The organism is Pseudomonas petrae, assembly GCF_021728295.1.
In the GTDB taxonomy this organism is placed as follows: Bacteria; Pseudomonadota; Gammaproteobacteria; order Pseudomonadales; family Pseudomonadaceae; genus Aquipseudomonas; species Aquipseudomonas petrae.
In genome coordinates, this window is the sequence record NZ_JAKJXE010000005.1 from 25,880 (window position 1) to 38,783 (window position 12,904).

At 60.2% G+C, this 12,904-nt stretch carries 13 protein-coding genes; 8 read left to right on the forward strand and 5 right to left on the reverse strand.

Translation table 11 applies throughout. From position 1 onward, the window contains the following. Positions 1–77: 77 nt before the first annotated feature. The 4 genes from pyrC (at position 78) to bfr (ending at position 3,282) form a co-directional block, all read left to right on the forward strand. Entirely contained in the window at positions 78–1,124 is a 1,047-nt protein-coding gene (gene pyrC / locus L4G42_RS09775) for a dihydroorotase (RefSeq protein WP_237250337.1), read from the forward strand. Further along, positions 1,121–1,798: a ribonuclease T gene (rnt, locus tag L4G42_RS09780; RefSeq protein ID WP_237260786.1), complete on the forward strand. Its 678-nt coding sequence runs from the start codon at positions 1,121–1,123 to the stop codon at positions 1,796–1,798. Before pyrC ends, rnt begins: the two co-directional genes overlap by 4 nt. 588 nt (positions 1,799–2,386) lie before the next feature. Then, the gene (locus tag L4G42_RS09785) at positions 2,387–2,605 is read left to right on the forward strand and encodes a bacterioferritin-associated ferredoxin (protein WP_237250338.1); all 219 of its coding nucleotides are present in this window, start codon (positions 2,387–2,389) and stop codon (positions 2,603–2,605) included. Positions 2,606–2,805: 200 nt separating this feature from the next. Next, positions 2,806–3,282, forward strand: a complete 477-nt coding sequence (gene bfr, locus L4G42_RS09790) for a bacterioferritin (RefSeq protein WP_065992554.1) — start codon at positions 2,806–2,808, stop codon at positions 3,280–3,282. Positions 3,283–3,357: 75 nt separating this feature from the next. Here bfr and grxD read toward each other — a convergent pair whose 3' ends face one another. The 3 genes from grxD to L4G42_RS09805 form a co-directional block, all read right to left on the reverse strand. Beyond that, positions 3,358–3,687, reverse strand: a complete 330-nt coding sequence (gene grxD, locus L4G42_RS09795) for a Grx4 family monothiol glutaredoxin (protein ID WP_074888979.1) — start codon at positions 3,685–3,687, stop codon at positions 3,358–3,360. A gap of 116 nt (positions 3,688–3,803) precedes the next feature. Beyond that, positions 3,804–5,912 carry a molybdopterin oxidoreductase family protein gene (locus L4G42_RS09800; protein WP_237250339.1) on the reverse strand — a complete coding sequence of 703 codons (2,109 nt, stop codon included), beginning with the start codon at positions 5,910–5,912 and terminating at the stop codon, positions 3,804–3,806. Between the two features lie 147 nt (positions 5,913–6,059). Next, on the reverse strand, positions 6,060–6,362 hold the full coding sequence (locus tag L4G42_RS09805) for a hypothetical protein (protein WP_237250340.1): 303 nt from the start codon (positions 6,360–6,362) through the stop codon (positions 6,060–6,062). 450 nt (positions 6,363–6,812) lie between these two features. On the opposite strand from L4G42_RS09805, the gene argF reads away from it, so the two are divergent. Then, a complete protein-coding gene (gene argF / locus L4G42_RS09810) occupies positions 6,813–7,733 on the forward strand; it encodes an ornithine carbamoyltransferase (protein ID WP_237250341.1) in 921 nt (306 codons plus the stop codon). Next, positions 7,730–8,809: an ABC transporter ATP-binding protein gene (locus L4G42_RS09815; RefSeq protein ID WP_237250343.1), complete on the forward strand. Its 1,080-nt coding sequence runs from the start codon at positions 7,730–7,732 to the stop codon at positions 8,807–8,809. The genes argF and L4G42_RS09815 overlap by 4 nt, the downstream gene beginning before the upstream one ends. Positions 8,810–8,836: 27 nt before the next feature. Here the strand turns inward: L4G42_RS09815 and L4G42_RS09820 are convergent, their stop codons facing one another. Continuing rightward, positions 8,837–9,625, reverse strand: coding sequence for a PhzF family phenazine biosynthesis protein (locus tag L4G42_RS09820; RefSeq protein WP_237259782.1), 789 nt, complete (start codon positions 9,623–9,625; stop codon positions 8,837–8,839). A 108-nt stretch (positions 9,626–9,733) separates the two neighbouring features. Beyond that, the gene (gene ybaK / locus L4G42_RS09825; RefSeq protein ID WP_237250345.1) at positions 9,734–10,204 is read right to left on the reverse strand and encodes a Cys-tRNA(Pro) deacylase; all 471 of its coding nucleotides are present in this window, start codon (positions 10,202–10,204) and stop codon (positions 9,734–9,736) included. A 283-nt stretch (positions 10,205–10,487) separates the two neighbouring features. Here ybaK and glpK point away from each other — a divergent pair, with 283 nt between their 5' ends. Next, positions 10,488–12,005, forward strand: coding sequence for a glycerol kinase GlpK (gene glpK / locus L4G42_RS09830; protein WP_237250347.1), 1,518 nt, complete (start codon positions 10,488–10,490; stop codon positions 12,003–12,005). Positions 12,006–12,088: 83 nt separating this feature from the next. Beyond that, entirely contained in the window at positions 12,089–12,844 is a 756-nt protein-coding gene (locus L4G42_RS09835) for a DeoR/GlpR family transcriptional regulator (protein WP_074888955.1), read from the forward strand. Positions 12,845–12,904: the final 60 nt, after the last annotated feature.

Here is a 12,904-nt window from a genome sequence, read left to right on the forward strand (position 1 = left end):
CAAAACTTGATAGCGAGTGCCTGGAGGAGTCTTTTCCGGTAGCATTCCCAGCGAGTTTGACCCGCCTGGAATCCCCAATGTCCGAACGCCTGACCCTCCTGCGCCCCGACGACTGGCACATCCATCTTCGAGATGGCGCTGTTTTGCCCCACACCGTCGCCGACGTAGCGCGCACTTTTGGCCGCGCGATCATCATGCCGAACCTCGTGCCGCCGGTACGCAACGCGGAGCAAGCGGAAGCCTATCGTCAGCGCATCCTCGCTGCGCGCCCGCAGGGCAGCCACTTCGAGCCGCTGATGGTGCTTTACCTCACCGACTTGACGCAGCCCGAAGAGATTCGCGCCGCGAAGGCCAGTGGTTTCGTCTACGCCGCCAAGTTGTACCCGGCGGGCGCTACCACCAACTCCGATTCGGGCGTGACCAGCGTCGATAAGATCTTCCCGGTGCTCGAGGCGATGGCCGAAGTGGGCCTGCCGCTGCTGATCCACGGCGAAGTGACCCGCGGCGACATCGACGTGTTCGACCGCGAGAAGATTTTCATCGATGAACACATGCGTCGTGTCGTCGAGCGTTTTCCGACGTTGAAAGTGGTGTTCGAACACATCACCACCGCCGACGCCGTGCAGTTCGTCAATGAAGCGTCGGCCAATGTCGGTGCGACCATCACTGCGCACCATCTGCTGTACAACCGCAACCACATGCTGGTGGGCGGCATTCGTCCTCACTTCTATTGCTTGCCGATTCTCAAGCGCAATACCCACCAGGTCGCCCTGCTCGATGCCGCCACCAGCGGCAACAGCAAGTTCTTCCTCGGGACGGACTCCGCGCCCCATGCGCAGCACGCCAAAGAGGCGGCCTGCGGTTGCGCAGGCTGCTACACCGCGTTTGCCGCCATCGAGCTTTACGCCGAGGCGTTCGAGTCACGCAATGCGCTGGACAAGCTGGAAGGTTTCGCCAGTCTGCACGGCCCGGCCTTCTATGGCCTGCCGGCCAACACTGACACCATTACCCTGGTTCGTGACGAGTGGACGGCCCCCGCCAGCCTGCCGTTTGGCGAGCTTTCTGTTATCCCGCTGCGCGCCGGTGAAAAACTGCGCTGGCGCCTGCTGGAGGAACACGCGTGAGTGAAGAACATTACGAAGAAGAGCAAGAAGGCTCCGGCGGCGGTACAGGGTCCCGGCACCCGATGGCTGCCCGTTTTCGCGGTTACCTGCCCGTTGTCGTTGACGTAGAAACTGGCGGTTTCAACTGCGCCACTGATGCGTTGCTGGAAATCGCAGCCACGACGATTGGCATGGACGAGAAAGGCTTTGTCTTCCCGGACCACACGTATTTCTTCCGTGTCGAACCCTTCGAAGGCGCCAACGTTGAAGCGGCGGCGCTGGAGTTCACCGGCATCAAGCTGGATCACCCGCTGCGCATGGCCGTGAGTGAAGAAACCGCGCTGACGGACATCTTCCGCGGCATCCGCAAGGCGCTGAAGGCCAATGGCTGCAAGCGAGCAATTCTGGTCGGCCACAATGCCAGCTTCGACCTGGGCTTTCTCAACGCAGCGGTTGCGCGGCTGGACATGAAGCGTAATCCGTTCCATCCGTTTTCCAGCTTTGACACGGCGACGCTGGCGGGCCTGGCGTACGGTCAGACTGTTCTGGCGAAAGCCTGTCAGTCGGCGGACATCGATTTCGACGGTCGCGAAGCTCATTCGGCCCGTTACGACACCGAGAAGACTGCCGAGCTGTTCTGCGGCATCGTCAACCGCTGGAAAGAAATGGGCGGCTGGCACGACTTCAACGATTGAGTCGATGCTGCTGCGCTAGATGAACCGGCCCCTGTGGCCGGTTTTTTTGTGGAGGAGATTTATGGGTAGCCATCAGCTTAAACCCCGTCAGCGCCCCGACTGGCCCCTTCCCGGCTAAAGCCGGTCCGACAATGATCGCGCGTCCCGTAGGACCGGCTTCAGCCGGGAAGCCTTTGATCTGCTTTAAAAGCGCCGTTGACCTTCATACGCATAAAGCTCAGACGCCACCAATCGCGACTTGGGTGCAGGCTGAACGCAGGTCTCGCGGAGTGGGCCGAGCGGCATGGATGCCGCGAGAGCCGCCCCCCGCCATGGATGGCGGATGGGGGCGGGCCCACGGAGCGGGACCGGAGTGAAGGAACCGACGAAGTCGGGCCTAACCAGGAGCAAGCACCCTTGGTTACTTGGGGTGCTTTTCCAAGTAACTCGCCGAAGGCGAAACAGTTCTGCCGTTAGGCAGAACTCTTCTTCGCCGCACCCAACCACTCATCGGCAGTCACCTAAAAAAGCTTGAGTAGTTTTGACAAGCATTCTCATTAACATTAGTATCCCTCGCATTGAGCCAATCACTCAGCGACGGTTTCTTTTATGTATGTCTGCCTCTGCAAAGGTGTTACCGACGGACAAATCCGTGAAGCAATCATGGAAGGATGCTGCAGCTATCGTGACGTCCGCGAGACCTTGGGTGTCGCCAGCAAGTGTGGAAAATGTGCCTGCCTGGCGAAGGAAGTGGTGCGTGAAACCCTGACCGAGCTGCAAACCAGTCACGCCGCCCTCGCCTATCCCGCCGAATTTTCAGCTGCGTGAATTACCGCTTTCAAACAAAACCGGACACAGTCCGGTTTTTTTATGCCTTTAATTCAATCGCTTAGCAACAAGATGCGGAACACAAACATTCTTATTCCTATTTATTTTCACTTATTATTCAATAACTTAGGTTTGACAGCGTTATAGAGGGGGCTCAGACTTGCCGCCTGTATTACCTATATCTTCGACAGGACCCGATCATGAAAGGCGACATCACAGTCATCCAGCATCTCAACAAGATCCTCGGTAACGAGCTGGTCGCGATCAATCAGTACTTCCTGCATGCGCGCATGTACGAAGACTGGGGCCTGAACAAGCTTGGCAAACACGAGTACCACGAATCCATCGACGAGATGAAACACGCTGACAAACTGATCAAGCGCATCCTGTTCCTGGAAGGCCTGCCGAATCTGCAGGACTTGGGCAAGATCCTGATCGGCGAGCACACCAAGGAAATGCTTGAGTGTGACCTTCGCATCGAGCGCAAGGGCCACGCTGATTTGAAAGCCGCCATCGCGCATTGCGAAACCGTGGGTGACTTCGGCAGCCGCGAGATGCTGGAAGACATTCTGGAATCGGAAGAAGAGCACATCGACTGGCTGGAAACCCAGCTGGGCCTGATCGACAAGGTCGGCATCGAGAACTACCTGCAGTCTCAGATGGGCGAAGAGGACTGATAATCGTCCCTGACACCGTCCAATAAAAAGCCCCGCTTCTCGGCAGAGAGCGGGGCTTTTTTACGACCGCCGAAATCAGGCAGTGGCGTTTTTCGCAACAGCGGCTTTCACCAGTTCCTGCAGAGAACCGTCAGCCTGCATTTCAGTGATGATGTCGCTACCGCCGACCAGCTCACCACCGACCCACAGCTGCGGGAAGGTTGGCCAGTTGGCGTATTTCGGCAAGTTGGCGCGGATTTCCGGGTTCTGCAGGATATCGACGTACGCGAACTTTTCGCCACAGGCCATCAGTGCCTGGGAAGCCTTGGCCGAAAAGCCACACTGCGGGGCATTCGGAGCGCCTTTCATGTAAAGCAGAACGGTGTTGCTGGCAATCTGGTCTTTGATCGTTTCGATAATATCCATGGAGCACCTCGGCTAAACTTTACGACTGTATGTGTCGACACGGTGGCGCATTCTAAACGATTCCCGAGCATAACGCTCGGTCTTGGCCTTGATCGTTCTTATGAAGATGATGGCCATCATGCCGCTGCAACAGTGACCGGCACCCCATTCAGCACGGCGTTCCCGGAGATCCCATCCAGCGCCCGCTCGTCAGTGAGGTCATTCGCGCTCTCACCTGGTTGGGCTGTAGCGATATCCATTTTCACGCCCGGACGACCGTGGCCCCAGCCATGGGGCAGGCTGACGACCCCGCGCATCATGTCGTCGCTGCCCATTACCTCGACCTCGATCACGCCGACCCGCGAGCTGACCCTGACCCGCTGACCATCCATCAACCCTCTGCTGAGCAAGTCGTCAGGGTGCATCAACAACTGATGCCGCGGCTTGCCTTTCACCAGGCGATGGTAATTGTGCATCCATGAATTATTGCTGCGCACGTGGCGCCGACCGATGAGCACCAGGGCGTCGGCGTGCGGAGCCGGCTGCGCGGCGAAGCGAGCGAGATCGGCAAGGATCACCGACGGCGCGGTCTGAACGCGCTGGTTGACGGTTTTGAGGCGCTTGGCGAGGTTGGGCTTGAGCGGCCCGAGGTCCAGGCCGTGGGGATACTGCGCCAGTGTCTCCAGCGACAGCTTAAGCGGCGAAGCATCGCCATACAGCCCGGCGCGCAGACCGCGATCGACCATCTGCGACGGCCGCATCGTCGGTTTGAGCTCCCGGCCGGTTTTCAGTGCGAACGCTTGGGCGAGGCCGACAAAGATTTCCCAGTCGTGCAGCGCGCCCTCGGGCTTGACGAGGATGGCGCGGTTGAACCGTGTGACGTTGCGCACGGCGAACATGTTGAACGTGGTGTCGTAGTGGTCATTTTCCAAAGCGGACGTCGACGGCAGTATCAGGTCTGCGTGCCGCGTGGTTTCGTTGATGTACAAATCGACGCTGACCATGAACTCCATCCCTTCAAGCGCGGTGTCGAGCTGACGGCCGTTCGGCGTCGACAACACCGGGTTGCCCGCGACCGTAATCAGTGCCTTGATCTGCCCTTCCCCGGGCGTCAGCATTTCCTCCGCCAGCGCAGAAACCGGCAGCTCGCCGCCGTACTCAGGCAGTTGCGAGACGCGGCTCTGCCAGCGGTTGAAGCTGCCGCCGGAGGTTGACGCCACCAGATCCAGCGCGGGCTCGGTGCACAGCGCACCGCCTGCACGGTCGAGATTGCCGGTGACCAGATTGATCAGTTGCACCAGCCAGTGGCACAGCGTGCCAAATGCCTGGGTGGAGATACCCATACGCCCGTAACACACACCGCTTTCGGCAGCGGCGAAGTCCCGCGCGAGCTGCCTGATCTGCTCGGCAGGCACGCCGCATCGAGGACTCATGGCGTCGGCGTTCATCTCGCTGACTGCCGCGCGGACTTCCTCCAGGCCATCAACCCCAAGGTGGCTTTCACGGGTCAGGCCTTCGGCAAACAGGGTGTGCAGCAAGCCGAACAGAAACGCTGCGTCGCCGCCCGGACGGATGAACAGGTGCTGATCGGCAATGGCGGCGGTCTCGCTGCGACGCGGATCGACCACCACGACTTTGCCGCCACGGGCCTGAATCGCCTTCAGGCGCTTCTCGACGTCCGGCACGGTCATGATGCTGCCGTTGGACGCCAGCGGGTTGCCGCCGAGGATGAGCATGAAATCGGTGTGGTCAATGTCGGCGATGGGCAGCAGCAGACCGTGGCCGTACATCAAGTGACTGGTGAGGTGATGAGGCAACTGGTCCACGGAGGTTGCGGAGTAGCGGTTACGGGTTTTCAGCAGCCCGAGAAAATAATTGCTGTGGGTCATCAGCCCATAGTTGTGCACGCTGGGGTTGCCCTGATACACCGCCACCGCGTTCTGCCCATGACGCTCCTGAATGTCGGCCAAGCGCTCGGCGATCAAATCAAACGCGGCCTGCCACTCGATCGGCTGCCAGTCGTTGCCAATGCGCTGCATGGGCCGCCGGAGGCGATCGGGGTCATTCTGGATATCTTGCAGCGCGATGGCTTTGGGGCAGATATGCCCGCGACTGAACGTGTCCTGCGCATCGCCCTTGATCGAGGTGATCAGGGTGGTGGCATCGTCCTGCAGGGTGGTTTCGAGGGTGAGGCCGCAAATCGCCTCGCACAGGTGACAGGCACGGTGGTGCAGAGTCTTGGTCATCGCCAGTCTCGAGTTTTTATAGGGCGATCAAGCCGATCGCGGATACAAAACTATGGGACCTGTCCAGGCGATGCGCCAGAAATGTCAGCGCCGTGAATCGCGCAGCATCAGGCGAGCCGATAGCTCACCCGATGAAGGAAACGTCACTCAAGAAGCGGCGCCACCGATGGGCGTGACCACCTTGCGCTGCATCTGCACCTCATGAACCGTTTCGATCTGCTCCTGAGACACCTGGACGCCGGTGAGTTCGCCGATCAGCCGCCAGTGTTCGTCGAGTCCGGCACTGATGGTTGCCATGCGATCGATCATCCGGCGTCCCGCAGAACGGGTGACCTCATCTTCGCTGCGCATCAGTTCGAACGACATCGACGTCATGGACGCCGTGAGGTGCGTAAGGGTTCGAGCCGTGAGCCCGAGCAGTTCCGTCAGTTGTTGCTCTTTTGAATCCATTCCCCACCTCTTTTGGAGGACATAAGCGGCCTTTATAACCCACGCCGATGGTTTAGGAAACGTCCGGGTTTCCGCGGCGTGAAGCGTGTCGCATAAGGCTGCACAGTGGTTTGCGACTGTTACGGATCAGGCAGTAATCGCAGCAACGCCAACGGGTATCACAAGCGATGTGTCTGATCAGGACTAATGCGATGGCGAATGGCCTGCGCAGAAACATGACTGTAGCACTTCGTTACATGAAAAGCGTCCTGCGAACACCGCTTTCAGGCTACCGAACGTCCGACGACGATTTTCCGTCACGGCGGGCCTTGGCATCAGGCGACATTTTCTTATACCCTCGCGCCTTCCCTATTCGTCGCCCCGTGCGGCTTTCGCCGCAGGTCTCGCCCGTTTTTCCGAAAAAACCCGGCTTTGAGGATCTGCGGTCTGTTGCAGACAAGGTAGTTAATGATGAGCGCAAGGCACTTTCTCTCGATGATGGACTACACCCCCGCTGAGCTGGTCGGGGTGATTCGTCGCGGCGTTGAGCTGAAGGACCTGCGGAATCGAGGCGTGCTCTTCGAGCCATTGAAGGGCCGTATCCTGGCGATGATCTTCGAGAAATCCTCGACGCGGACCCGTGTCTCGTTCGAAGCCGGGATGATCCAGCTGGGCGGCCAGGCCATCTTCCTCTCCCCTCGGGACACCCAGCTGGGCCGTGGCGAGCCGATTGCCGATGGCGCACGGGTGATGTCGCGGATGGTCGATGCCGTGATGATCCGTACCTTCGCCCACAGCAACCTCACCGAGTTCGCTGCCCATTCCCGCGTGCCGGTGATCAACGGCCTGTCCGATGACCTCCATCCCTGCCAGTTGCTGGCCGACATGCAGACGTTCCTCGAGCACCGCGGCTCCATTCAGGGCAAGACCGTGGCGTGGATCGGTGATGGCAATAACATGTGCAACAGCTATATAGAAGCAGCGATTCAGTTCGACTTTCAGTTGCGTGTCGCCTGTCCGGACGGCTACGAACCCAGCGCGCATTACCTGGCCTTGGCGGGCGATCGCGTGACCTTGACCCGCGACCCCCACGAAGCGGTAAAAGGTGCGCACCTGGTCAGTACCGATGTGTGGACATCCATGGGGCAGGAAGAAGAAGCCGCCAAGCGTCTGGCCCTGTTCAAGCCTTTTCAGGTCACCCGCGAAATGCTCGACCGCGCTGCTGACGATGTGATTTTCATGCACTGCCTGCCGGCGCACCGTGGTGAGGAGATCAGCGAAGACCTGCTGGATGACCCGCGTTCGGTGGCGTGGGATCAGGCGGAGAACCGGCTGCATGCGCAGAAAGCCCTGCTCGAGTTCCTCGTGGCCCCGGCCTTCGCTGCCCCATGAGTCAGCCCCTGCTGCTGACGCTGCATAACCTCGCCTGTGGTTATCAGGACCAACGCGTGGTGCAGAACCTCAATCTGCACCTGAATGCCGGCGACATCGGTTGCCTGCTGGGTTCGTCCGGCTGCGGCAAGACCACTACCCTGCGCGCCATCGCCGGTTTCGAGCCGGTGCATGAGGGCGAGATAACGCTGGCGGGCGAGGTCATTTCCCGGGCCGGGTTTACCCTGGCCCCGGAGAAGCGCCGGATCGGCATGGTGTTTCAGGACTACGCCCTGTTTCCGCACCTCACCGTCGCCGACAACATCGCCTTCGGCATCCGCAAACATCCGCGCCAGAAGCAGGTGGTTCAGGAGATGCTGGAGCGGGTCAATCTCCGCGCGCTGGGCAGCCGCCATCCCCATGAGCTTTCCGGTGGACAGCAACAACGTGTGGCGCTGGCCCGCGCGCTCGCGCCGGAGCCGCAGTTGTTGCTGCTCGATGAGCCGTTTTCAAACCTGGATGGCGAGCTGCGTCGGCGCCTGAGCCACGAGGTGCGCGACATTCTCAAAGCCCGTGGCACCAGCGCGATTCTGGTGACCCACGACCAGGAAGAAGCCTTTGCCGTGAGCGATCACGTCGGCGTGTTCAAGGACGGTCGGCTGGAGCAGTGGGATACGCCCTACAACCTCTATCACGAGCCGGCGACGCCTTATGTCGCCAGTTTCGTCGGCCAGGGTTATTTCATTCGCGGGCAAATGATCGATGCCGAATCGGTGCAGACCGAGTTGGGCGTGCTGCGGGGCAATCGTGCCTACGCTGGCGCGCCGGGTACGCCGATGGATGTGCTGCTGCGCCCTGACGACATCGTTTATGCGCCCGACAGCCCGATCAAGGCCCGCGTTGCGAGCCTGACGTTTCAGGGCGCGGCCACTTTGTATCGCCTGCAGTTGCCGACCGGCACGCAGCTGGAAGCGTTGTTTCCCAGCCATGTGGATCTGCGCGCCGGGGATCAGGTCGGCTTCAACGTGTCAGCCGAGCATCTGGTGCTTTTTCCAACTTCGGGCAGCGTCCCGGTGCATCGGGACGTGGCGGTCTGAAGGCCTGTCATTCTCGATCAGGCACTTTTAGCCCAGGATCAACGCGCCGCTGGCCATCAGCGTCGCGTGCCCGCCAATCTTCACGCGTTCACCCTCAAGCCGGCAGAACAGCTCCCCTCCCCGCGCCGACGCCTGATAACCCGTCAGGCTGAATTTGTTGAGACGGGCCGACCAGTAAGGAATCAGGCTGCAGTGTGTCGAGCCCGTGACCGGGTCTTCATTGATGCCGATGCCCGGCGCAAAGTAGCGCGAGACAAAATCGTAGCGTTCGCCGTCACCCTTGGCGGTCACGATCACCCCTGGCCACGGCAACCGCGCGATGGCAGCGAAGTCGGGTTTGCAATCGCGAACAGCCTGCTCGGACTCCAGCACCACAAGCAATTCCGCAGCACTCAGCACGTCGACGACGGCAGTGCCGAGAGCACGCTCGATTTCCACCGTCACACCCTGCTCGGCGGGCGGCATCGACGGAAAGTCCAGGACCAGCCGATTGCTTTCACGGCTCACACTCAATGGCCCGGATTTACCGATGAAGTGAATAACTTCGGCCTTCTCGCCGTACTTCTCGAACAGCACAAAGGCGCTTGCCAGGGTCGCATGCCCGCACAGCGGCACTTCATGGGTCGGGGTAAACCAGCGTATGTGCCAGCCCGGGGCTTCACGGACCAGAAATGCGGTCTCCGACAAATTGTGCTCTGAAGCAATTTGCTGCATCAGTGGATCGGAAAGCCAGGCGTCAAGGCGGTAGACCATTGCCGGGTTGCCTGAGAACGGGCGGTCGGTGAAAGCATCGACCTGATGGAATTCAAGCTGCATGGAAGGCACCCCCGAGTAACGAAATGCGGCGACCCGGTTCGGGCGCTGCGGGTCTGCGGTCAGTTTCACCGCATGAAAGGGTCAGGCATTTCTGACGAACCCGGCGAATCATTCCCGGCCAATCCGGACAAAGGTCGCACCTGTGTGTTCTGCAAGTACGGCGGCGGGCAGTTCGACTTCAAGCCCGCGCCGACCCGCGCTGACAAAAATCGTCGCGAACGGTTGAGCGGACTCATCGATGAAGGTGCGTAGCCTTTTCTTCTGCCCGAGCGGACTGATGCCGCCCAGTAAATAGCCGGTGGCACGCTGGGCGGCGGCCGGGGCAGCCATTTCGGCCTTCTTCGCGCCGGCGGCATGGGCCAGGGCTTTCAGATCCAGCGAGCCCACGACGGGGACCACGGCCACCAGCAGCTCGCCTTTTTCAGTGCTGGCCAGCAGCGTCTTGAACACCTGAGCGGGGGCCAGATCGAGCTTTTCTGCCGCTTCCAGACCATACGATGCGGCCTTGGGATCGTGTTCGTAACTGTGGACGCGATGTTCGGCGCGAACCTTTTTCAGTAAATCCAATGCAGGGGTCATGCAGCGCTCCAGACAGCCAGACACTTTCTCGTTTGCTGCCGATACTTTAGGCCATTGGTTATCGAAATGCCTGCATTCGAGAAGGACTTATCCACTAATATCGGCGACTCGGAACATTCATCGATAACGTTCGCTTTCGACCTTTGACAAGGTTCGTTTACGTCTATATTTTTTCGAATACGAATATCTCGCTTGCTTCCTTGATGCCATACCGGTATTCAGTGCGCAAAGGCACCTACGGACGGCAGCTTCCGGAAACTCGCTCTATCACCAGGCAACCGACATGACCGACACCGAAAATAAGAATTACATCATCGCTCTGGATCAAGGCACCACCAGTTCCCGTGCCATCATTTTTGACCGCGACGCCAACGTGGTGAGCAGCGCCCAGAGCGAGTTCGTTCAGCATTATCCTCAGCCGGGCTGGGTCGAGCACGACCCGATGGAAATCTTCGCCACCCAGACCGCGTGCATGACCAAGGTGCTGGCCCAGGCCAATCTGCACCACAACCAGATCGCAGCGATCGGTATCACCAACCAGCGCGAAACCACGGTGGTCTGGGAAAAGGACACTGGGCGGCCGATCTACAACGCCGTGGTCTGGCAATGCCGCCGCAGCACCGAGATCTGCCAGCAACTCAAGCGTGACGGTCTGGAAGAGTACATCCGGGACACCACCGGTCTGGTCATCGACCCGTACTTTTCCGGCAGCAAACTGAAGTGGATTCTTGATCACGTTGAGGGCAGCCGCGAGCGCGCCCGCCGTGGCGAGCTGCTGTTCGGCACTGTCGATAGCTGGCTGATCTGGAAGTTTACCGGCGGCAAGGTGCACGTCACCGACTACACCAACGCCTCGCGCACGATGATGTTCAACATCCATACGCTGGAGTGGGATCAGCGCATGCTCGACGTCCTCGACGTGCCTCGGGAGATGTTGCCGGAGGTCAAGTCGTCGTCCGAAGTCTACGGCCACAGCAAAAGCGGCATCCCCATCGCCGGGATCGCCGGCGATCAGCAATCGGCGTTGTTCGGCCAGATGTGCGTCGAGCCGGGTCAGGCGAAGAACACTTACGGCACCGGCTGCTTCCTGCTGATGAACACGGGCAAGAAAGCCGTGAAATCCAATCACGGCCTGTTGACCACCATCGGCTGCGGACCGCGCGGTGAAGTGGCGTATGCGCTGGAGGGCGCTGTATTCAACGGCGGCTCCACCGTGCAGTGGTTGCGCGACGAGCTGAAAATCGTCAACGATTCCATGGACACCGAATACTTCGCCACGAAAGTGAAGAACAGCAATGGCGTCTACCTGGTGCCAGCCTTCACTGGCCTGGGCGCGCCCTACTGGGACCCCTATGCACGTGGCGCCCTGTTCGGCCTGACCCGTGGCGTGAAGGTCGATCACATCATTCGTGCCGCGCTGGAATCCATCGCCTACCAGACCCGCGACGTGCTCGACGCCATGCAACAGGATGCCGGCGAGCCGCTCAAGGCCCTTCGCGTTGACGGCGGCGCAGTGGCGAACAACTTCCTCATGCAGTTCCAGGCCGACATTCTCGGCACGCCGGTGGAGCGCCCGAAAATGCGCGAAACCACTGCGTTGGGCGCGGCGTATCTGGCAGGTCTCGCGATCGGTTTCTGGAGCGGGCTGGACGAGCTGAAGGGCAAGGCGGTCATCGAGCGCAAGTTCGAGCCGCAATGCGATGACGCCGAGAAGGAAAAACTGTACGCCGGCTGGCGCAAGGCGGTGGACCGTACGCGCGACTGGGAACCCCACGAAGAGGTCGAATCAGGGCGATTCTGAACGGAGCGGCAGAGGCATTTTTTCCGGCTGACAGGCAATGGCTGCCTGCGGCATCATGGGCGCCCGTGCCCGAAGGATAAAAAATGAATCTGCCACCCCGTCAACAGCAGATCCTCGAGCTGGTCCGTGAGCGCGGCTACGTCAGCATCGAGGAAATGGCGCAGCTGTTCGTCGTGACCCCGCAAACCATCCGCCGCGACATCAATCAGCTCGCGGAAATGAACCTCCTGCGTCGCTACCACGGTGGCGCGGCCTACGACTCCAGCATCGAAAACACTGCCTACGCCATGCGTGCCGATCAGATGCGCGATGAGAAGCAACGCATCGCCGAGGCCATCGCCGCGCAGATCCCGGATCACGCGTCGCTGTTCATCAACATCGGCACCACCACCGAATCCATCGCCCGTGCCCTGCTGAACCACAACCACCTCAAGATCATCACCAACAACCTGCACGTGGCGTCGATTCTCAGCGGCAAGGACGACTTTGAAGTGCTGCTGGCAGGCGGCAATGTGCGCCGGGATGGCGGCGTGGTCGGTCAAGCGAGCGTGGATTTCATCACGCAGTTCAAAGTCGATTTCGCCCTGGTGGGCATTAGCGGGATCGATGAGGACGGCAGCCTGCTGGATTTCGATTATCAGGAAGTGCGCGTTTCCCAGGCGATCATCGCCAACGCGCGTCAGGTGATTCTGGCAGCGGACTCCAGCAAGTTCGGCCGAAACGCGATGGTTCGACTGGGACCGATCACGCTGATCGACTGCCTGGTGACGGATCAGACGCCTGTACCTGCGCTGGCGCAACTGCTGACGCAAAACAAGATTCGGCTGGAAGTGGTTTAAGCCCCGATCCATGAGCGAGCGCGATTGCGGCGCTCGCCTCATCTCACGCCGCCCCATCTC

Excerpts from the sequence above, each read along its gene's own strand:
- pyrC (WP_237250337.1), top strand. The coding sequence starts at position 78 with ATGTCCGAACGCCTGACCCTCCTGCGCCCCGACGACTGGCACATCCAT.
- L4G42_RS09785 (WP_237250338.1), top strand. The coding sequence starts at position 2,387 with ATGTATGTCTGCCTCTGCAAAGGTGTTACCGACGGACAAATCCGTGAA.
- bfr (WP_065992554.1), top strand. The coding sequence starts at position 2,806 with ATGAAAGGCGACATCACAGTCATCCAGCATCTCAACAAGATCCTCGGT.
- grxD (WP_074888979.1), bottom strand. The coding sequence starts at position 3,687 with ATGGATATTATCGAAACGATCAAAGACCAGATTGCCAGCAACACCGTT.
- L4G42_RS09800 (WP_237250339.1), bottom strand. The coding sequence starts at position 5,912 with ATGACCAAGACTCTGCACCACCGTGCCTGTCACCTGTGCGAGGCGATT.
- L4G42_RS09805 (WP_237250340.1), bottom strand. The coding sequence starts at position 6,362 with ATGGATTCAAAAGAGCAACAACTGACGGAACTGCTCGGGCTCACGGCT.
- argF (WP_237250341.1), top strand. The coding sequence starts at position 6,813 with ATGAGCGCAAGGCACTTTCTCTCGATGATGGACTACACCCCCGCTGAG.
- L4G42_RS09815 (WP_237250343.1), top strand. The coding sequence starts at position 7,730 with ATGAGTCAGCCCCTGCTGCTGACGCTGCATAACCTCGCCTGTGGTTAT.
- L4G42_RS09820 (WP_237259782.1), bottom strand. The coding sequence starts at position 9,625 with ATGCAGCTTGAATTCCATCAGGTCGATGCTTTCACCGACCGCCCGTTC.
- ybaK (WP_237250345.1), bottom strand. The coding sequence starts at position 10,204 with ATGACCCCTGCATTGGATTTACTGAAAAAGGTTCGCGCCGAACATCGC.
- glpK (WP_237250347.1), top strand. The coding sequence starts at position 10,488 with ATGACCGACACCGAAAATAAGAATTACATCATCGCTCTGGATCAAGGC.
- L4G42_RS09835 (WP_074888955.1), top strand. The coding sequence starts at position 12,089 with ATGAATCTGCCACCCCGTCAACAGCAGATCCTCGAGCTGGTCCGTGAG.